Below are 19,124 nucleotides of genomic sequence, written 5' to 3'. Positions count from 1 at the left end.
GGCCCGGTTCCCGCCGCGCGCCGCCGACGACCACAGGCGCCCGCCAGGGAGATTGACACATGACAACGACGGCAATGCGGCCGCAGAAGGCCCGGCCGCGGGCCGCAATCGCGGCGAGGACACTCCGCACCGACCGGTGGTGGTTACCGCCGCTGACCATCGGCGCGATTCTGCTGCTCTTCATCGTGTATTCCACGGTCCGCCTGTTCATGGGCAAGTACTACGTGGTCGGTGACTACGGCTACCTGACGCCGATCTACTCGCCCTGTTTGTTCAAGGACTGTCTGCCGGAGGCGTCCCACTTCGGCCAGCCGCTGCCGGCGATGCCGTTCTTCATCCCGCTCGGCGCGATCGTCTTCCCGTTCGTCGGCGGGTTCCGGCTCACCTGCTACTACTACCGCAAGGCCTACTACCGCTCGCTGTGGGCCTCGCCGCAGGCGTGCGCGGTGCGCGAGCCGCACAAGAAGTACACCGGCGAGACCCGGTTCCCGCTCATCTTCCAGAACTCGCACCGCTGGTTCTTCTACGCCGCCGCGATCGTGCTGCTCATCAACGTCTGGGATGCGCTGCACACCTTCCAGGGCAAGGACGGCGGGTTCGGCATCGGCCTGGGCACGCTGATCATCTGGATCAATGTGCTGGCACTCGCCGGGTACACCGCTTCCTGCCACGCGTGCCGGCACACATTCGGCGGCAAGCTCAAGCACTTCTCCAAGCATCCGCTGCGGTACCGGATGTGGGTTTTCATCTCCAAGCTCAACCCGAGGCACGGCTTCTTCGCGATGCTGTCGCTGTGGACGGTCATGCTGACCGACTTCTACATCATGGCGGTGTCCGCGGGCTGGTTCTCCGACTTCCGGTTCTTCAACTGAGGCGCGGCGGAAAATGACTGAACGTATCGAACGACACCAGTACGACGTCGTCGTGATCGGCGCCGGCGGCGCCGGCCTGCGCGCGGCGATCGAGGCCAGGCTGGCCGGCAAGAAGACCGCGATCATCTCGAAGTCGCTGTTCGGCAAGGCGCACACGGTCATGGCCGAGGGCGGCGCCGCCGCGGCGATGGGCAACGTCAACAGCAACGACAACTGGATGGTCCACTTCCGGGACACCATGCGGGGCGGCAAGTTCCTCAACAACTTCCGCATGGCCGAGCTGCACGCCAAGGAGTCCCCGGACCGCATCTGGGAGCTGGAGACGTACGGCGCGCTGTTCGACCGGACCAAGGACGGCAAGATCAGCCAGCGCAACTTCGGCGGGCACGAGTACCCGCGGCTGGCGCACGTCGGCGACCGGACCGGCCTGGAGCTGATCCGCACCCTCCAGCAGAAGATCGTGTCGCTGCAGCAGGAGGACAAGCGCGAGTTCGGCGACTACGAGGCCCGGATCAGGGTCTTCGCCGAGACCACGATCACCGAGCTGATCCTGGAGGGCGACGCGGTCGCGGCCTGCTTCGGCTACTACCGCGAGACCGGCGAGTTCCTGCTGCTGGAGGCGCCGGCGGTCGTGCTGGCCACCGGCGGCGTCGGCAAGTCGTACAAGGTGACCTCGAACTCCTGGGAGTACACCGGCGACGGCCACGCCCTCGCCCTGCGCGCCGGCGCGAACCTGATCAACATGGAGTTCCTCCAGTTCCACCCGACCGGCATGGTCTGGCCGCCGTCGGTCAAGGGCATCCTGGTGACGGAGTCGGTGCGCGGCGACGGCGGCGTGCTGAAGAACTCCGAGGGCAAGCGGTTCATGTTCGAGTACGTCCCGGACGTGTTCCGCAAGATGTACGCCGATACCGAGGAGGAGGCCGACCGCTGGTACACCGACGCCGACAACAACCGGCGTCCCCCGGAGCTGCTCCCCCGCGACGAGGTCGCCCGGGCGATCAACTCCGAGGTCAAGGCCGGGCGCGGCACCAAGGCCGGCGGCGTGTACCTGGACGTCTCCACCCGGATGCCCGCCGAGACGATCCGCAAGCGGCTGCCGTCGATGTACCACCAGTTCAAGGAGCTGGCCGACGTCGACATCACCAAGCAGCCGATGGAGGTCGGCCCGACCTGCCACTACGTGATGGGCGGGGTCGAGGTCGAGCCCGACTCGGCGCACGCCACCGGTACGGTCCGGGGCCTGTTCGCCGCGGGCGAGGTCTCCGGCGGCATGCACGGGTCGAACCGGCTCGGCGGCAACTCGCTGTCCGACCTGCTGGTCTTCGGCAAGCGGGCCGGCGAGCACGCCGCGGCCCACGCCGACGGCCCGGCCGCGCGGCCGCGGGCCGCCGACCGGGCGGTGGCCGAGGCGCTGGCGACGGCGCTCGCGCCGCTGGAGAACCCCGGCGGGGAGAACCCGTACGCGCTCCAGGCCGAGCTGCAGACCGTCATGGGCGACCTGGTCGGCATCATCCGCCGCCGCGGCGAGCTGGAGGACGCCCTGGTCAAGCTCGCCGACCTGCGCAAGCGGGTGGGCAACGTGGGCGCCACCGGCGGCCGCCGCTACAACCCCGGCTGGCACCTGGCGCTGGACCTGCGCAACATGCTGGTCGTCTCCGAGTGCACCGCCAAGGCGGCGCTGGAGCGGGAGGAGTCGCGCGGCGGCCACACCCGCGAGGACGCGCCGGGCATGAACCCGCAGTGGCGGACCAAGAACCTCATCTGCTCGCTGCGCGACGACCAGGTCGAGCTGACCCACAAGCCGGTGCCGCGGATGCGGCCGGAGCTGATCCAGCTCTTCGAGCGCACCGAGCTGTCGAAGTACCTGACCGACGAAGAGCTGGCCGAGTTCGACACCCTGGCCGAGGGGGCGGGCGAGTAATGGGAATCCGCAAGTTCAGGGTCTGGCGCGGCGACGCGGCCGGCGGCTCGCTCAAGAACTACGAGGTCGAGGTGAACGAGGGCGAGGTCGTCCTCGACATCATCCACCGCCTCCAGGCCACCCGGGAGCCCGACCTGGCCTGCCGGTGGAACTGCAAGGCCGGCAAGTGCGGCTCCTGCTCGGTGGAGATCAACGGCAAGCCGCGGCTGGGCTGCATGACCCGGATGTCGACGTTCGAGGAGGACGAGACGGTCACCGTCACGCCGATCCGGACGTTCCCGATCATCCGCGACCTGGTCACCGACGTCTCGTTCAACTACACCAAGGCGCGCGAGACGCCGGCCTTCGCCCCGCCGGAGGGCGTGGCGCCGGGCGACTACCGGATGCAGCAGATCGACGTGGAGCGCTCGCAGGAGTTCCGCAAGTGCATCGAGTGCTTCCTCTGTCAGAACGTCTGCCACGTCATCCGCGACCACGAGGAGAACAAGCCGGCCTTCTCCGGCCCGCGGTTCTTCATCCGGGCCGCCGAGCTGGACATGCACCCGCTCGACGCGCGCGAGGACCGGAAGAACTACGCACAGGAGGACATGGGCCTCGGGTACTGCAACATCACCAAGTGCTGCACCGAGGTCTGCCCCGAGCACATCAAGATCACTGACAACGCGATCATCCCGATGAAGGAGCGCGTCGTCGATCGGAAGTACGATCCCCTGGTATGGCTCGGCCGGAAGATCTTCCGGCGCGATCAACTGGAGGGCGCGGTGGACGGTACGGTGGGCCGGGTGCACTCGGACGAACCGCACGAGGGCGTCAACTGGGGCCGGCCGAAGCCGGCGCCGCAGGCCGCGACGCTCGACGACGACGGCCACATGGGCATCACGGAGCTGACGTTCAACCGGCCGGCGGCGGCGTCGCCGTTCGGCGACCAGGAGTTCCCGCTGCCGGCCGACGGGCTGAACTACCACCACCCGGACCGCTGACCGGCCACCGACCGGACCGCTGACCGCACGTCGCGAGGGCGCCCGAGCCGACCGGCTCCGGCGCCCTCCGCGCGTTCAGCCCTCGATGAGGTACGGCCGCAGGGCCGCCACGATCGGCGCGTCGGCGGGCAGCCACGGCACCGACAGCAGGTCGGCCCCGCCCAGCCAGCGCAGGTCGCTGTGCTCCAGCGCGCGCGGCCGGCGCGGCCCGCGCAGCCGGGCGACGTACACCTTGAGGACGTAGTCGCGGCCCGCGAGGGGGACGTCGTCACCCACCCGTTCGAACACCTCGACGTCGACCGCCAGCTCCTCCTCGCACTCGCGGATGAGCGCGGCCACCTCGCTCTCGCCGGGGTCCACCTTGCCGCCGGGGAACTCCCACATCCCGGCCACCTCGGCGGGCTCGGCGCGCTCGCAGGCCAGGACGCGCCCGCCCTCGAGGATGGCGGCCCCGACGATCACCGGCATGCCCGGCCCGTCCGGGGTGCGGGGGCCGGGAAATCGGTCATCGGACTCAATACGGGCTGTCCATCTGGTCGGCACGTGCAACTACATTGCCAGACCCTCGGGCGTTCGGGGAAGCACCGTCATCCGGCCGGCTCTCAGAACACGAAACTATGGGGCATGGACACGCATCGCGATGGAGGGCAGACTGGCAGCACATTTTCACTACGGTAGGGCGACGACTCAGCAACAAGATGAACTCAGTCCCGACGCACCACCGATATATCGCACCACGGAACGACACCGTCGACTCCACGCTCGCCGGCCCGCTCCCGACAGCCGCCTGCCGCGGGCTGTCACACCGCCGCCCGGGTCGCCCGCCCTACTCGCCTGGTCGACCGGGCACGCCGCGCCGCTCCGCTACCGGCGCCGACGTGCCGGGCGGGCATGCGCCGGTCGCCGCCTCATCGTAGGCGGCACGGGGACCCGGCACAGCCGCCGATCGGACGGTCCGCGCCGCGGGCCGGTCCCCGGCCGGCCGGGCCGACACCAGGGTCGGTCGCGACCCGAGGGAGGAAGTGGCGGTGCGCGTGCCATGGAGCATCAGCCGCCGGCCGGACTACCTGTCGGAGGCGTTCGCGCTGCTCGCCGGCTGGGCGCGCCAGGGCCGGGAGATCCACCGGTCGCTGGCCCTGGACGACAGCCAGCACGCGGCCTTCACCGAACGGATCACGGTGATCGCCGACGTCCTGCAGATCCGTCCCCGGGTACACCGGCACGACGGACATACCCTGATCCGGCTGCACTCGCCCGATGAGGCCCTGCACCCCGGCACCGTCGCGATGGCCGCCCGGATCGAGGACGTGTACCGGGCGGTGACGGAGGAACCGGACCGCTGAGCTATCCATCGACGAATGTCTTTCCAAGGGCCCCGTGCACCGCGTACGGTACGCGGAGCCGGTGGGGTTGGCGCCGCCGTGCCGGCGCTCCACCCACCCCCTTGGAGGAAAGCATGCGTCTCCGCGCCCTGCTCGCCGCCGGTACCGCGGCCACCCTCGTCCTGTTCGCGCCGGCCGCGCCCGCCCCGGCGAACCCGGCGGTGCCCGCCGACCCGCCGGCCATCCCCGGCGAGGCCCTCATGGCCCACCTGCAGACGTTCCAGAAGATCGCCGACGGCAACGGCGGCAACCGCGCCCACGGCCGCCCCGGCTTCAAGGCGTCGCTGGACCACGTCAAGGCCGCCCTCGACGCCGCCGGCTACACGACGTCCGTCCAGAACTTCACGCACGGCGGCGCGACCGGCTGGAACCTCATCGCGGAGTGGCCGCAGGGCGACGCCGACCAGGTCGTGATGGTCGGCGCCCACCTCGACGGCGTGACCGCCGGGCCGGGCGTGAACGACAACGGCTCGGGCAGCGCCGCCGTCCTGGAGAACGCCCTGCTCGTCGCCAAGTCGAACCTGCGCCCGGAGAAGCGGCTGCGGTTCGCCTGGTGGGGCGCGGAGGAGAACGGCCTGATCGGCTCGGCGCAGTACCTGAAGAACCTGTCGGCGGACGAGAAGAAGAAGATCTCGATCTACCTCAACTTCGACATGGTCGGCGTGAAGGACCTGAAGAAGTGGCGGATCTACAAGGAGTCGCCGGACGTGGCGTCGGTCTGGAAGGAGCACTTCGCGGGCAAGCAGATCCCGACGGAGGACTACCAGGCCAGCTCGGACCAGCTCTCGTTCAAGAACGCCAAGATCAAGGTATCCGGCTTCGGCGGCAAGACCGACGACGGCTGCTACCACAAGGCGTGCGACACGATCACCAACGTCTCGGTCGAGACGATGACGGTCAGCGCCAACGCGATCGCCGCGGTCTCCTGGAAGCTGGCCGGCGCCAAGCGCCTCCCCTGACCCCGCGCCCGGTGCCGGCGCCGTCCCCAGTGGAGGCGCCGGCTCCGCTGCGCCCATCGTGCTACGCCCACCGGGCGCACACCGCCCCGTCCTCCTCGTTCGTTGGCAGAGCGAGTCCGATTTGCCCAGATATCGGCTTGTTCTCGGGAGGTCCCATGCCGCTGCGCGCCCGTACGATCGCCACCGCCGCCCTGCTCCTGCTCCCCGCCGCGCCCGCCCCCGCGGCGGCCGCGGAGCCGGCCCCGCTGTGCGCCGGCGGCCACCTGCGCCTGCGGATCGACCCCGGGACCGGCGCGGTGAGCGGCGCCGGCACCCTGCACGGCTGCGCCGTCCCCGGCCGCGGCGGCCCCACCGGTGCCACCATCACGATCCGCGGCAGCGCCCCCGTGCGCACCCCGCTCACCCTGGTCACGGTCACCGCCGACACGGTCGAGTGGGACCGCGGCGGCGCGACCACGTTCACCAACCAGCGCACGATCGTCGGCCGGCACGCGGTCGCGATGACCGGCGCCGGCGAGGCGGTGGCGGGCGCGCCGCGCCCGCGGCTGATCGCCGAGAGCGGCACCGGCCACCGCGCCGGCGACACCCCCACGACCGTCGACCTGACCACCACGCTGCTGGACTGACGTCGGTCGATTCCACACCGGCACGCGGTACGTGGAAAATCCGCGTCACCCATCGGCTCCCGCCGATCCTTGTTCCCGGTTACGGTGCAATCCCTGCCCCTTCCCCCCGGGAGCAAAATGATGCACCTCCGTACCCTCGTGGCCGGCGCGGTCGCGGCGGCGCTCGGCGCCACCACCCTCGCCGGTACCGCATGGGCCGAGATCCTCCCCACCGTTCCCGGCGCCCGCGGCGCCGCTGCCGCCGACCCGCCGGTCATCCCGGAGTCGGCCCCGATGGAGCACATCCAGGGCCTGCAGAAAGTCGCCGACGCCAACGGCGGCAACCGCGCCCACGGCCGGCCCGGCTTCAAGGCGTCCATCGACTACGTCAAGGGCAAGCTCGACGCCGCCGGCTTCACGACGTCCGTGCAGAATTTCACCCACAACGGCGCGACCGGCTGGAATCTCATCGCGGACTGGCCGCACGGCGACGCCAACAACGTCGTGTTCCTCGGCGCCCACCTCGACAGCGTCCCGGCCGGGCCGGGCATCAACGACGACGGCTCCGGCACGGCGTCGCTGATGGCGGTAGCGCTGGAGGTCGCCAAGTCGAACGTCAAGCCGGCCAAGCGGCTGCGCTTCGGCTGGTGGGGCGCGGAGGAGCTGGGCCTGATCGGCTCGAAGTACTACACCCAGCAGTTGCCCGCGGACGAGCGCAAGAAGATCGCGGTGTACCTGAACTTCGACATGGTCGGGGCGAAGGGGACGCAGACCTGGGGCGTGTACGAGCAGAGCAGCGAGTACAACGCGATCTGGAAGGACTACTTCAAGGGCAAGAACATCCCGACCAAGAACGTGAACTACGGGGACCGGTCCGACCACGGGTCGTTCCTGCGGATCGGGGTGAAGGTGAGCGGGATCGGGTCCGGGTCGGATCCCTGCTACCACAAGGCCTGCGACACGACGAGCAACGTGGATGCGCGGACGATGGGGGTCACGACGAACGCCATCGCCCACGTCGCCTGGAAGCTCTCCGGCGCGCGCCGCTACTGAAAGTCACTGAGGGGTGGGTGGTGATCACCGCGCACCCCTCAGTCAATCACATAGAGTAATGAACAGATTGACAAATCATCTGTCAATGTTGACAGATGATTTGTCAATCTGCCATCGTCGGAGCGTGCTGTTCGCCGCCCCGACTCTCGTGCCGGACGACCTGCGGGTCGTCGCGGAGATCGACGAGCTGCGCCGTGAGCTGCGCCTGCACCTCCACGAGCCGCGGCGCTGGAAGGGACAGCTCAGGCGCAACCTCAAGGCCCGCGCGGTCCGGGGCTCCAACAGCATCGAGGGGTACGACGTCAGCCTCGACGACGCGCTGGCCGTGCTGGAGGACGAGGAGCCGATCGACGCCGACCACCGTACGACGCTGGAGATCGTCGGCTACCGCAACGCGCTGACCTACATCCAACAGCTTGCCGACGATCCATCGTTCGCGTGCGACGAGTCGCTGATCCGCAGCCTGCACTTCATGATGCTGGGGCACGACCTGAGCAAGAGCCCGGGCCGGTACCGACCCGGCCAGATCTTCGTCCGGGACGACGAGCGGGACGTCACCGTCTACGAGGGCCCGGCGGCCGACGACGTTCCGGGGCTCATGCGGGAATTGGTGCTCGCCCTCGATCAAGCCCCGGAGGATTGCCCCGTCTTCGTCCGGGCGGCGATGGCGCACCTGAACCTGGTCATGATCCACCCCTTCCGGGGCGGGAACGGGCGGATGGCGCGCGCGCTGCAAACCCTCGTACTGGCGCGCGAACGGATTCTCGCCCCCGAGTTCAGCAGTATCGAGGAGTGGCTGGGCCGCAACACGCAGGCGTACTACGCCGTTCTCGCCGACGTCGGTGCGGGCGTTTGGAGTCCTGCGCGGGACACGACCGCCTGGGTACGGTTCAACCTCATGGCCCACCATATGCAGGCGCAGACGGTACTGCGACGGGTGGACGAGGCCGCGCGCATCTGGATCGAACTCGAGACGGTGGTCCGGGCCGAACGGCTGCCCGAGCGCAGCATTCACGCCCTGTACCCCGCCACGCTGGGCCTCAAGGTCCGCCGGCCGGTGTACGAGAAGGACGCCGAGATCGAGGTGGGAACCGCGAACCGCGACATGCGGATGATGGTCGCAGCGGGTCTGCTCCAAGCCCGCGGCGAGACCCGCGGGCGGTACTACGTCGGTGCGTCGGGACTGCGCGACGTGCAGGCCGCGATCATTGGCGGTCGCGCGCCCGTACGGGACCCGTACGCCGCGTAGCCAGGCCGCCGGCCGAGCGGAACTGATATCGGTCCGCTCGTAGCCACGGTGTCGTAGCGTCATGCTGTTGGGGTTGAGTCGATTCCCTTGCCGGATAACGGTTTCCGGCGGTCGAGAGTAGCGGCACGCCCCGCCCACATTCCTCCACGGGGAGGTGACCAATGCCGAACAGTATCGTGAATCCGCGTTTTTCGGCTACATTGCGGCGGTTGCGCGCTGAACGCGGCCTGTCCGTCCGTGACCTCTCCCGCCTGGTCCACCACGGCAAGACGCTCGTCCACGACCTCGAGACCGGCCGCGCCCGCCCCGGGTACGACATCGCCCGCCGCCTGGACGACGCGCTCCGGGCGGGCGGCGAGCTGGCCGCGATGGCGGTCGCCGGCAGCGGCCTACCGGACCCGGACGAGGCCGCCCGGGTGGCTCACGTCGTCCGGCACCCCCGACGCGTGGACCTGTCCACTGTGGCCTCTCTGGCCACCGTGCTCGCCCACCAGCGCCGCCTGGAGGACACCATCGGTTCGGCCGCCATGCTCGGACCGGTCGTCGGTCAACTCTGCGTGATCGAGCACCTGGTCACCGAGACATCCGGGCACCTGCGCTCGGATCTCGTGGACGTGGCGAGCCAGTGGGCACAGTTCGCGGGCTGGCTCGCCGTGGCCACCGGCCGCCCCGCCGGGGCCGCCGCGCGCTTCGACCGGGCGCTGGCCCTGGCGGCCGAGATCGGCGGCCGGGAGATGACCGCCACCGCGCTGAGCTTCAAGGGATACCTGGCCGAGCGCATGGGTCAGCCGGGGGCGATGGTCGGGCTGACCGAGGCCGCGATGCGCGACCGAGGGGTGTTCATCGGCCAGCGGGCGTACGACGCGCTCCAGCTCGCCCGGGGTCACGCGATGCGCGACGACCGGGCCGGGGTCGGGTCCGCGCTGGCCGAGGCCGCCGACCTGACGGCCGGGTTCGCGGAGTACGGCGGTCCGGTCCCCGACTGGCACTACTACCGGTCCCCCGCGTTCTTCGACATCGAGCAGGGCCGGGTGTACGCGCTGCTGGGCGAGCACGAGCCGGACGGGAATCGCCGCGCGGTGGACCTCCTGGCGGCCGGGCTCGACGCGCTCCCGGCGGAGCAGCGCGGGGCCGAGTGGGCGGCGGAGTACCGGCTCCACCTGGCGCACGCCCTCGCCCGGGCCGGGAACCCGACCGCTGCCCGGGCGGCCGCCGAGGCGGTTCGGGTGGTCGCCTCGGCGTCGGGCGCCGCGGCGCTGGTCCGGCGGGCCGAGGAGCTGTCCGCCCGACTGTCCGGGGACACCTGACGGACAGCACCCTTCTTCACAATCCGTGATCCAACGATAACGATCGGAGGATGCGGCCGACCGTCACGAGCCGCTGCGTTCTCGGACCGCCCGAAGGGAGAAGGATGAGGACAATCCTGGCTGTCGGCCCACGCGAGTTGCCGGCCGACGGAATAGTCCGGGTGTGGGTCGACACCGGAAGCGGGTGCGGACGGGAGATCGCCGTAACCGCGGACCGCCTCGTGATAGCCGACCTTGACAACGGACGGGGCACCTCGGCGGTCTATGCCTTCATCCGCAGGTCCGGGATGAGCGACGAATAGCGCGCCGGGCGAGGAGTGCGCTGCCGGCCGAACTCTTCGCGGTCAGACGTTGAAGCGGAATTCGACCACGTCGCCGTCGCGCATGACGTAGTCCTTCCCCTCCATCCGCACCTTCCCCGCCGACTTCGCCGCCTGCATCGACCCCGCCTCCACGAGATCGGCGTACGACACGACCTCCGCCTTGATGAACCCCCGCTGGAAGTCCGTGTGGATCACCCCGGCCGCCTCGGGCGCCGTCGCCCCCACCGGGACCGTCCACGCCCGCGCCTCCTTCGGCCCGGCCGTGAGGTACGTCTGCAACCCGAGCGTGCCGAACCCCACCCGGATCAACTGGTGCAGCCCCGGCTCGGTCTGCCCGGTGGACTCCAGCAGCTCCAGCGCCTCGTCCGGCGGCAGGTCGATCAGCTCCGACTCGACCTTGGCGTCCATGAAGATCGCCTCGGCGGGGGCGACCAGGGCGCGGAGTTCGTCCAGGAAAGTGGCGTTGTTCAGCTCGGCCTCGTCGACGTTGAAGACGTACAGGAACGGCTTCGTCGTCAGCAGGTGCAGCTCGCGCAGCGCGTCGGTGTCGATGCCGGCGGCGGCCGCGCCCGCGTACAGCGTGGTGCCCGCGTCCAGCAGCTTCGCGGCGGCCTCGGCCGCGGCGGCGATGCCGGCGCGCTCCTTGCGGAGCTTGGCCTCCTTCTGCAGCCGGGGCAGCGCCTTCTCGATCGTCTGCAGGTCGGCCAGGACCAGCTCGGTGTTGATGGTCTCGATGTCGTCGGCGGGCGACACCTTGCCGTCGACGTGCAGGACGTCCGGGTCGGAGAAGGCGCGGACGACCTGGCAGATCGCGCTGGCGTCGCGGATGTTGGCCAGGAACGCGTTGCCCCGGCCCTGGCCCTTGGAGGCGCCGCGGACCAGGCCGGCGATGTCGACGAACGAGACCGGCGCCGGGATGACCTTCTCGGAGTCGAAGATGCCCGCGAGCACGGCCAGCCGGTCGTCGGGCAGGCCGACGACGCCGACGTTGGGCTCGATGGTGGCGAACGGGTAGTTCGCCGCGAGGACGTCGTTGCGGGTCAGCGCGTTGAACAGCGTGCTCTTGCCGACGTTGGGCAGGCCGACGATGCCGATGGTGAGGCTCACGTCAAACCAGCTTACGGGTCCCCGCCGCGGTCCCGGACGACCCCACCCCGCGCCCGCCCCCGGCGCCGGGCCGCGGGCCGGACCGCTTGACGTCCGGGTGCCCGACCAGGCGTACGGCGACGATCAGCAGCCAGGCCGCGACCGCGGCCAGGCCGGCGCGCTCGGCCAGGCCGGTGAACGTCGAGCGGCCGACGAACGCCAGGCAGGACGCGGCGACGAGCAGGACCGGCACGGCCAGCACCGCGGCGCCGACGCAGCGGCGGCGCAGGGTGCGATCCGGGGCAAGGGCGGCCAGCAGGACCATCGCCAGGGCGAGCAGGCCCAGCGCGGCGATGCTGGCGGCGGCGTGCACGAGGTCGGCGGGGGTGGCGCGCTGGTACGGCGGCAGCGGGCAGCCGGGCGAGCAGTGGACCAGGGCGGAGGTGGCCGCGGCGGGGGCGGCGAGCAGCAGCAGCGCGGCCGCGCCGAGCGACGCCGCCGGGCGGCCGGCGGGGTTCGCGTTCCCGGCGGCGCCGCGGCCCCAGCGGTGCAGGGCCAGGCCGAGGGCGGCGACGCCGAGGGCGGTGGCGAGGACGCCGGCGCGGTACAGGTCCGCGGCGGGGGCGGCCGGTGTGCCGGACTCGCTGACGAACGCCGGTACGCCCGCGCGCAGGTCGGCGGTGGTCATGGCGAGCATGCCGGCGGCGACCAGGGCGGCGGCGAGCGCCGCGGCGGTGCGCACCACGCGCCCTCCCCCGCCGACCGCGCCGGCGCCGGACCCGCCCGCGTGAAAGTTTTCGATCATCGATACTAGCCCGCCCGGCCGACCCTAGTTTGGCGACTGAGCAAAGGGGGACGTCGATGGTACGGGGGAATCGCGGCTGGGCCGCGGCCGTCGCGGCGCTGGTCGGGCTGGGCGCGGCGGCGCCCGCGGCGGCGGCCGGCGGCGGGTGGGCGCAGGCGGGGTACGACGCGGCGAACGGCGGCTACAACCCGGTCGAGGACGTGCTCAACGCGGGCAGCGTGGACCGGCTGCGGCCGCGGTGGCGGGTCACGTCGCCGACGGTGCCGGAGTACTCCTGCATCAATCAGGGGCCGCCCGTGCTGGCCGACGGGCGGGCGTTCCACCCGGACCAGCGCGGGTTCGCCGCGCTCGCCGCCGGGTCGGGGCGGGTGCTGTGGCGGCACGACGTCGAGGACCCGATGGACACGACCACGCCCCGGCTGGCCGTCGCGGGCGGGCTGCTGGTCGCCGCGTCGTCGGACTGCCAGTCGGTGTCGGACCCGAACGGGACGCTGGCGGCGTACGACGCGCGGTCCGGGGTACGGCGGTGGCAGCTCCGCCGGGACGCGCCCATGCACACGATGGTCGTGGCCGGCGGGCTGGCGATCGTGTCCGGCGTGGACCCGTCGACGACGGCGGAGGTGACGGCGTACCGGGTCGGCGACGGCCGCCGGGCCTGGGCCGTGCCGCGCGCGCTGAACGCCGCTCCGGTGGCGGCCGGCGGGCGGCTGCTGCTGACCCGGGAGGACGCGCCCGCGCCGGGCGCGGTGGCCGTGTCGGCCCGGACCGGTCGGGTGCTCTGGCAGACCCGCCGGGCGTGGGAGGTGCTCGCCGCCGACCCGGCCGGCGGGACGTTCTACGCGCGGGAGGGCGCGGCGCTGCTCGCCGTCCGGGCGGACAGCGGGCGGGTGCGCTGGTCGGCGCCGGTGCTCGGCGGGATCGCCCGGCCGAGCGTGGCCGCCGACGGGCGGCGGGTGTTCGTGGGCGGCGGTGCGGCGCTGACCGCGCTGGCCGCGGCCAGCGGGCGGCGGGACTGGTCGGTGCCGCTCGGCGGCGCCGTCGGGCGGCCGACCCGGGCCGGCGGGCTGGTGTACGCGGCGGTGGCCGGCGGGGCGCTGGCGATCCGGGCGGCGGCGACCGGGCGGGCGGTGCCGGGGGCGCCGGCGCTGCGCGGGACGGTCGGGCACGCGGTGGTCGCGGACGGCACGCTGTACGCGGCGGACGGGGTGCGGCTGGCGGCGTACCGGCCCTGACCCGGCGGGCCCGAACCGTCAGGTCCGATTCCCGCGAGCAATGCCCGGGTCGGCGGGGCAGGATCGAGGGGTGGACCTGGACTTCGCCCGCTGTTACCGGGCCGTCGACAGCCGCGACCCGCGGTTCGACGGCTGGTTCTACACCGCTGTCACCTCGACCCGCATCTATTGCCGGCCGTCCTGCCCGGCGACCACGCCGAAGCAGCGCAACGTGCGCTTCTACCCGTCCGCGGCCGCCGCGCAGCGGGCCGGGTTCCGGGCCTGCCGGCGCTGCCGGCCGGACGCCGCGCCCGGCTCGCCCGAGTGGGACGGCCGGGCCGACACCGTCGGCCGGGCGATGCGGCTGATCGGCGACGGGCTGGTCGACCGCGAGGGGGTGCCGGGGCTGGCCGCCCGGCTCGGGTACACCGCCCGGCACCTGCACCGGCTGCTCACCGCCGAGCTGGGCGCGGGGCCGCTGGCGCTGGCCCGGGCGCAGCGGGCGCAGACCGCCCGGACGCTGATCGAGTCGACCGACCTGGGGCTGGCCGAGGTGGCGTTCGCGGCCGGGTTCGGCAGCGTCCGGCAGTTCAACGAGACGATCGCCGCGGTGTACGCGGTGCCGCCGTCCGCGCTGCGCACCGCGGCCCGGGCCCGGGCGCCCGAGCCGGCCGCGGGGACGATCACGCTGCGGCTGGCGTACCGGCCGCCGCTGCACGCGGGCGCGCTGCTCGGGTACCTCGCCGACCGCGCGGTGGCCGGGGTGGAGGCGGCGGACGGTACCGGGTACCGGCGGGCGGTCCGCCTGCCGCACGGCGCCGGGGCGATCGCGCTCACGCCGGCCGACGGGTACCTCAGCGCGACGCTGCGGCTGGCCGACACCCGCGACCTCGCGCCCGCGGTGGCCCGGTGTCGGCGGCTGTGCGACCTGGACGCCGACCCGGCGGCGGTGGACACGGACCTGGCCGCGGACCCGGCGCTGGCCGCGGCGGTGGCGGCCGCGCCGGGGGTGCGGGTGCCGCGGGCGGTGGACGGGTTCGAGCTGGCGGTGCGCGCGGTGGTCGGGCAGCAGGTGTCGGTGGCCGGCGCCCGCACGGTCCTGGCCCACCTCGCCGCGGCCGCCCACCCCACCGCTGCTGCCCCTGCCGCCACCGCTGGTGCTGGTGCTGGTGCTGGCGCTGGCGCTGGTGCTGGCGCTGGCGCTGGCGGCGAGGGTGCGGCGGTCGGGGACGGGGCCGCGGCCGGGGACGGCGGGGTGGGCGGGCTGGTGTCGTTCCCCGACGCCGGCGCGCTCGCCGACCTGCCCGACGCCGCGTTCCGGATGCCCGCCGCGCGGCGGGCCACCCTCCGGGCGCTCGCCGCCGCCGTCGCGGCCGGCGACCTCACCCTCGACCCCGGCGCCGACCGCGACGACGTACGCCGCGGCCTGCTCGCGCTGCCCGGCGTGGGACCGTGGACCGCGGAGTACGTCGCCCTGCGCGCCCTCGGCGACCCGGACGCCTTCCTCCCCACCGACCTCGGCGCCCGCCGCGGCGCCGCCGCCCTGCACCTGCCCGACTCCCCCGCGGCGCTCGCCGCGCACGCCGCCGCCTGGCGGCCGTGGCGCGGGTACGCCCTGATGCACCTCTGGAGAGCCGCCCGATGATCGATCTGCTGACCTCGACCACGCCCACCGGACCGCTGACCATCCTGGCCGCGGACGGCGCCGTGCGCGCCGCCGGCTTCACCGCCGACCCGGCCGACCTGCTGCCGCTGATCCACCCCGAGCTGCGCGGCCCGACCCGGCCGCGGGCCGAGCTGGGCGACATCAGCAAGGCGGTGGACGCCTACTTCGCCGGCGACCTCGCCGCGCTCGACCGGGTGCCGGTGCACCAGCGGTCCGGCGGGGAGTTCATGGCGGGGGCCTGGACGGTGATGCGGGACATCCCGGCCGGTACGCCGGAGAGCTACACCGCCTTCGCCGCGAGGGCCGGCCGGCCGGCGGCCGTGCGGGCCGCCGCGGCGGCGTGCGCGCGCAACGCGGCCGCCCTGTTCGTACCGTGCCACCGGGTCCTGCGCACCGACGGCAGCCTCGGCGGCTACCGCTGGGGTACGCACGTAAAAAGTTGGTTGCTGTTACACGAGGCCGGCATGAGCCAGCGTTAGTGCAGGTCAGCAACTACTTTCACAATGCCCGACAAAGGTGAATGACTGTTAACGCTCGCATTGGCTAATGGCCCGCATCGACATTCGCGACGTGGATCACACATCATGGCGGCGAGCATGCATCCGGGTTCGTCGATACCCGGGTGCGGTCACCCACCCTGGAGCATGCAGTGAAGCGTTCCACCCCCGCTGCGCTGGCCATCGCGTCCCCGCCGCAGATCGGCGCGCCCACGGGCGCGCCGGGCGGCCGGCGGCCGACGACCCGGGGTCCGCGGGTCACGGTCGCCCCACCCCGATCGTGACCCGCCATGGGCGGGCGGCGTGGGACCCCGATGGCAAGGCGCGCCGGAGGAGTCCCACGCCGCCCTCGTCCCGGCCGGGCCGCGGTGGGCGCGCCCCCGGCCGCGGTAATGGATCGCCGGTGTCGGACCCGGCCCGTACGATCCGGGCATGACGGAAGCGGACGGGCCGAACCACCCGAGCGGGTCAGCCGAGCCCGGCGGCGCGAGTGAGCCGGCACCGCCGCGCGACGACCCGGCAGCGGGCGGCGCGGACGGGCGGGGCGGCGCGGACGGGACGCGCGCCGGGACGCTCCCCGAGCGGCCCTCGCTCGACGGCCTGGAGCAGCGGTGGGCCGAGCGCTGGCGGGCCGACGGCACGTACGCGTTCGACCGCACCCGCGAGCGCGCCGACGTCTTCAGCATCGACACCCCGCCGCCGACCGTCTCCGGTTCGCTGCACCTCGGCCACGTCTACTCGTACACCCACACCGACGTCGTCGCCCGGTACCAGCGGATGCGCGGCCGGGCCGTCTTCTACCCGATGGGCTGGGACGACAACGGCCTGCCCACCGAGCGCCGGGTGCAGAACGTGTACGGCGTGCGCTGCGACCCGGGCCTGCCGTACGACGCCGACCTCACCCCGCCGGAGCGGCCGTTCGACCCGCCGCGGGCGATCTCCCGGCGCAACTTCGTCGCGTTCTGCGAGACGCTGACCGCCCGCGACGAGCAGGTGTTCGAGGAGCTGTGGCGGCGGCTCGGGCTGTCCGTGGACTGGTCGCTGACGTACACCACGATCGGCGCGGCCGCGCGGACCGCGGCGCAGCGGGCGTTCGTCCGGGCGGTGGCGCGCGACGAGGCGTACACCGCGGAGGCGCCGACCCTGTGGGACGTCGGCTTCGGCACCGCGGTCGCGCAGGCCGAATTGGAGGATCGGGAGCGGCCGGGGGCGTACCACCGGCTGAAGTTCGCCGGCCCCACCGGACCGTTGTTCGTGGACACCACCCGCCCCGAGCTGCTGCCCGCCTGCGTCGCGCTGGTCTGCCACCCCGACGACGAGCGGTACGCGCTGCTCGTCGGCCGGACCGCCCGCACGCCGCTGTTCGACGTCGAGGTGCCCGTTCGGGCGCACCCGCTCGCCGACCCGGCCAAGGGCACCGGCCTGGCGATGGTCTGTACGTTCGGCGACCTCACCGACGTCACCTGGTGGCGCGAACTCGACCTGGACACCCGGGTGCTGGTCGGCCGGGACGGCCGATTCGCCGCCGAGCCGCCGGCCGGGGTGCCCGCCGCGCCGTACGCGCCGCTGGCCGGCGCCACCGTCAACGCCGCCCGCCGGGAGATCGTCGCCGCGCTCGGCGCGGCGCTGGCGCTGATCGGCGAGCCGCGCCCGATCACCCACCCGGTGAAGTTCTACGAGAAGGGCGACCGGCCGCTCGAGATCGTCGCCACCCGCCAGTGGTACCTGCGCAACGGCGGCCGCGACGCCGCGCTGCGCGACGCGCTGCTGGACCGCGGGCGCGAGCTGGACTGGGTGCCGGCGCACATGCGGCACCGGTACGAGCACTGGGTCGGCGGCCTCAACGGCGACTGGCTGGTGAGCCGGCAGCGCTTCTTCGGCGTGCCCATCCCGGTCTGGTACCGCCTCGACGACGACGGCCGCCCCGACCACTCCCGCCCGATCCTGCCGCCGGAGTCGGCGCTGCCGGTCGACCCGTCCACCGACACCCCGCCGGGCTTCATCCGCGCCGACCGCGGCAAGCCGGGCGGGTTCGCCGCCGACCCGGACGTCCTCGACACCTGGGCCACCTCGTCCCTGACGCCGCAGATCGCCGGCGGCTGGGAGCGCGACCCGGACCTGTTCGGCCGGGTGTTCCCGATGGACCTGCGCCCGCAGGCGCACGAGATCATCCGGACCTGGCTGTTCGCCACCGTGCTGCGCGCGCACACCGAGCACGACGCGCTGCCCTGGCGGCACGCGGTCGTCTCCGGCTGGATCCTCGACCCGGACCGCAAGAAGATGAGCAAGTCCGCCGGCAACGCCACCACGCCGGTCGACCTGCTGGAGCGGCACGGCGCGGACGCCGTCCGGTACTGGGCCGCCAGCGGCCGGCCGGGCACCGACCTGGCGTTCGACGAGGGGCAGATGCGGGTCGGCCGGCGGCTGGCCACCAAGCTGCTCAACGCCGCCCGGTTCGTGCTCGGCCTCGGCGCGGCCGAGGCGCTGCGCGCGCCCGCCACCGCCGCCCTGGACCGGGCGATGCTCGCGGCCCTGGCCCGCACGGTCGCGACCGCGACGGAGGGGCTGTCGGCGTACGACCACACGGCCGGGCTGGTGGCCGCGGAGCAGTTCTTCTGGACGTTCTGCGACGACTACATCGAGCTGGTCAAGGAGCGGGCGTACGGGCCGGCCGACGACCCCGGCGCGGCCTCGGCCCGGGCGGCGCTGGCCAACGCGCTGTCGGTGCAGTTGCGGCTGTTCGCGCCGTACCTGCCGTACGTGACCGAGGAGGTCTGGTCGTGGTGGCGGGGCGGCTCCGTCCACACCAGCCCGTGGCCGACACCGCAGGAGGTGGAGCGGTTCGGCGCGGACGAGGGCGACCCGGCGCTGCTGGCGGTGGTACGGGACGCGCTCGGCCAGGTCCGGCGGGCGAAGTCGCAGCGGAAGCTGTCGATGAAGGCGCCCGTGCCGCTGGCCGAGGCGCTGGGGCCGGCGGCGGAGCTGGACGTACTGGCGACGGCGCTGGACGACCTGCGCGCCGCGGGCCGCATCGACACCCTGGAACTCCACCCGGACCGCACGACGGAACTGGTCATCGCCTGCGCCCTCTGACCCCACCCGCCCGGGAACATGGGCTGAGGTACCGAATCCGGCGCGGTTGAGGTATCCGACCTCATGATCGCGAGCGGGTGGCGCGGGGGCCCGGGTGGTGGCTCGGTGTGGT

At 73.1% G+C, this 19,124-nt stretch carries 17 protein-coding genes; 14 read left to right on the top strand and 3 right to left on the bottom strand.

Annotated features, from left to right (window positions below; genetic code table 11):
* The first annotated feature begins 59 nt into the window (after positions 1-59).
* From sdhC to IEY94_RS16390, 3 genes are read left to right on the top strand one after another with little or no spacing between them, the layout of a single operon-like run.
* Positions 60-872 (top strand): succinate dehydrogenase subunit SdhC, encoded by an 813-nt coding sequence (gene sdhC / locus IEY94_RS16400; protein ID WP_189171069.1) that lies wholly within the window; start codon positions 60-62, stop codon positions 870-872.
* Positions 873-885: 13 nt separating this feature from the next.
* On the top strand, positions 886-2,796 hold the full coding sequence (locus IEY94_RS16395; protein WP_189171068.1) for a fumarate reductase/succinate dehydrogenase flavoprotein subunit: 1,911 nt from the start codon (positions 886-888) through the stop codon (positions 2,794-2,796).
* Entirely contained in the window at positions 2,796-3,776 is a 981-nt protein-coding gene (locus IEY94_RS16390; RefSeq protein ID WP_189171067.1) for a succinate dehydrogenase/fumarate reductase iron-sulfur subunit, read from the top strand. The genes IEY94_RS16395 and IEY94_RS16390 overlap by 1 nt, the downstream gene beginning before the upstream one ends.
* Before the next feature lie 75 nt (positions 3,777-3,851).
* Here the strand turns inward: IEY94_RS16390 and IEY94_RS16385 are convergent, their stop codons facing one another.
* A complete protein-coding gene (locus IEY94_RS16385; RefSeq protein WP_373291312.1) occupies positions 3,852-4,238 on the bottom strand; it encodes a (deoxy)nucleoside triphosphate pyrophosphohydrolase in 387 nt (128 codons plus the stop codon).
* Between the two features lie 566 nt (positions 4,239-4,804).
* Here IEY94_RS16385 and IEY94_RS16380 point away from each other — a divergent pair.
* The 7 genes from IEY94_RS16380 to IEY94_RS16350 all read left to right on the top strand — a co-directional run bounded on the left by IEY94_RS16380 (position 4,805) and on the right by IEY94_RS16350 (position 10,633).
* Positions 4,805-5,119 carry a 4a-hydroxytetrahydrobiopterin dehydratase gene (locus tag IEY94_RS16380; RefSeq protein ID WP_189171065.1) on the top strand — a complete coding sequence of 105 codons (315 nt, stop codon included), beginning with the start codon at positions 4,805-4,807 and terminating at the stop codon, positions 5,117-5,119.
* Positions 5,120-5,232: 113 nt separating this feature from the next.
* Positions 5,233-6,117 (top strand): M28 family peptidase, encoded by an 885-nt coding sequence (locus tag IEY94_RS16375; protein ID WP_189171064.1) that lies wholly within the window; start codon positions 5,233-5,235, stop codon positions 6,115-6,117.
* A 155-nt stretch (positions 6,118-6,272) separates the two neighbouring features.
* Positions 6,273-6,743 carry a hypothetical protein gene (locus IEY94_RS16370; RefSeq protein ID WP_189171063.1) on the top strand — a complete coding sequence of 157 codons (471 nt, stop codon included), beginning with the start codon at positions 6,273-6,275 and terminating at the stop codon, positions 6,741-6,743.
* A 120-nt stretch (positions 6,744-6,863) separates the two neighbouring features.
* Positions 6,864-7,775, top strand: coding sequence for a M28 family peptidase (locus IEY94_RS16365; protein ID WP_229784089.1), 912 nt, complete (start codon positions 6,864-6,866; stop codon positions 7,773-7,775).
* A gap of 124 nt (positions 7,776-7,899) precedes the next feature.
* Positions 7,900-9,024 (top strand): Fic family protein, encoded by a 1,125-nt coding sequence (locus tag IEY94_RS16360; RefSeq protein ID WP_189171061.1) that lies wholly within the window; start codon positions 7,900-7,902, stop codon positions 9,022-9,024.
* A gap of 161 nt (positions 9,025-9,185) precedes the next feature.
* Entirely contained in the window at positions 9,186-10,331 is a 1,146-nt protein-coding gene (locus tag IEY94_RS16355) for a helix-turn-helix domain-containing protein (protein ID WP_268244849.1), read from the top strand.
* A 104-nt stretch (positions 10,332-10,435) separates the two neighbouring features.
* A complete protein-coding gene (locus IEY94_RS16350) occupies positions 10,436-10,633 on the top strand; it encodes a hypothetical protein (protein ID WP_189171059.1) in 198 nt (65 codons plus the stop codon).
* A gap of 42 nt (positions 10,634-10,675) precedes the next feature.
* Here the strand turns inward: IEY94_RS16350 and ychF are convergent, their stop codons facing one another.
* Positions 10,676-11,761 (bottom strand): redox-regulated ATPase YchF, encoded by a 1,086-nt coding sequence (gene ychF / locus IEY94_RS16345; protein ID WP_189171058.1) that lies wholly within the window; start codon positions 11,759-11,761, stop codon positions 10,676-10,678.
* Position 11,762: 1 nt separating this feature from the next.
* Complete coding sequence (locus tag IEY94_RS16340) at positions 11,763-12,485, bottom strand: DUF998 domain-containing protein (RefSeq protein WP_189171057.1); 723 nt, start codon at positions 12,483-12,485, stop codon at positions 11,763-11,765.
* 116 nt (positions 12,486-12,601) lie between these two features.
* Here IEY94_RS16340 and IEY94_RS16335 point away from each other — a divergent pair, with 116 nt between their 5' ends.
* The 4 genes from IEY94_RS16335 to valS all read left to right on the top strand — a co-directional run bounded on the left by IEY94_RS16335 (position 12,602) and on the right by valS (position 19,012).
* Positions 12,602-13,777, top strand: coding sequence for an outer membrane protein assembly factor BamB family protein (locus tag IEY94_RS16335; RefSeq protein WP_189171056.1), 1,176 nt, complete (start codon positions 12,602-12,604; stop codon positions 13,775-13,777).
* A gap of 70 nt (positions 13,778-13,847) precedes the next feature.
* Positions 13,848-15,401, top strand: coding sequence for a DNA-3-methyladenine glycosylase 2 family protein (locus IEY94_RS16330; protein ID WP_189171055.1), 1,554 nt, complete (start codon positions 13,848-13,850; stop codon positions 15,399-15,401).
* Entirely contained in the window at positions 15,398-15,901 is a 504-nt protein-coding gene (locus IEY94_RS16325) for a methylated-DNA--[protein]-cysteine S-methyltransferase (protein ID WP_189171054.1), read from the top strand. Before IEY94_RS16330 ends, IEY94_RS16325 begins: the two co-directional genes overlap by 4 nt.
* A gap of 450 nt (positions 15,902-16,351) precedes the next feature.
* Positions 16,352-19,012 (top strand): valine--tRNA ligase, encoded by a 2,661-nt coding sequence (gene valS, locus IEY94_RS16320; protein WP_189171053.1) that lies wholly within the window; start codon positions 16,352-16,354, stop codon positions 19,010-19,012.
* The last annotated feature ends 112 nt before the right edge of the window (positions 19,013-19,124 follow it).

This window comes from Pilimelia anulata, assembly GCF_014647895.1.
Taxonomy (GTDB): Bacteria; Actinomycetota; Actinomycetes; order Mycobacteriales; family Micromonosporaceae; genus Pilimelia; species Pilimelia anulata.
This window is presented reverse-complemented; position numbering and strand designations above follow the sequence as displayed.

What these genes read in the sequence shown, in the direction of transcription:
- IEY94_RS16335 (WP_189171056.1), top strand. Translation starts at nt 12,602, where the DNA reads ATGGTACGGGGGAATCGCGGCTGGGCCGCGGCCGTCGCGGCGCTGGTC.
- sdhC (WP_189171069.1), top strand. Translation starts at nt 60, where the DNA reads ATGACAACGACGGCAATGCGGCCGCAGAAGGCCCGGCCGCGGGCCGCA.
- IEY94_RS16325 (WP_189171054.1), top strand. Translation starts at nt 15,398, where the DNA reads ATGATCGATCTGCTGACCTCGACCACGCCCACCGGACCGCTGACCATC.
- IEY94_RS16375 (WP_189171064.1), top strand. Translation starts at nt 5,233, where the DNA reads ATGCGTCTCCGCGCCCTGCTCGCCGCCGGTACCGCGGCCACCCTCGTC.
- IEY94_RS16390 (WP_189171067.1), top strand. Translation starts at nt 2,796, where the DNA reads ATGGGAATCCGCAAGTTCAGGGTCTGGCGCGGCGACGCGGCCGGCGGC.
- IEY94_RS16350 (WP_189171059.1), top strand. Translation starts at nt 10,436, where the DNA reads ATGAGGACAATCCTGGCTGTCGGCCCACGCGAGTTGCCGGCCGACGGA.
- valS (WP_189171053.1), top strand. Translation starts at nt 16,352, where the DNA reads ATGACGGAAGCGGACGGGCCGAACCACCCGAGCGGGTCAGCCGAGCCC.
- IEY94_RS16395 (WP_189171068.1), top strand. Translation starts at nt 886, where the DNA reads ATGACTGAACGTATCGAACGACACCAGTACGACGTCGTCGTGATCGGC.
- IEY94_RS16370 (WP_189171063.1), top strand. Translation starts at nt 6,273, where the DNA reads ATGCCGCTGCGCGCCCGTACGATCGCCACCGCCGCCCTGCTCCTGCTC.
- IEY94_RS16355 (WP_268244849.1), top strand. Translation starts at nt 9,186, where the DNA reads ATGCCGAACAGTATCGTGAATCCGCGTTTTTCGGCTACATTGCGGCGG.
- IEY94_RS16365 (WP_229784089.1), top strand. Translation starts at nt 6,864, where the DNA reads ATGCACCTCCGTACCCTCGTGGCCGGCGCGGTCGCGGCGGCGCTCGGC.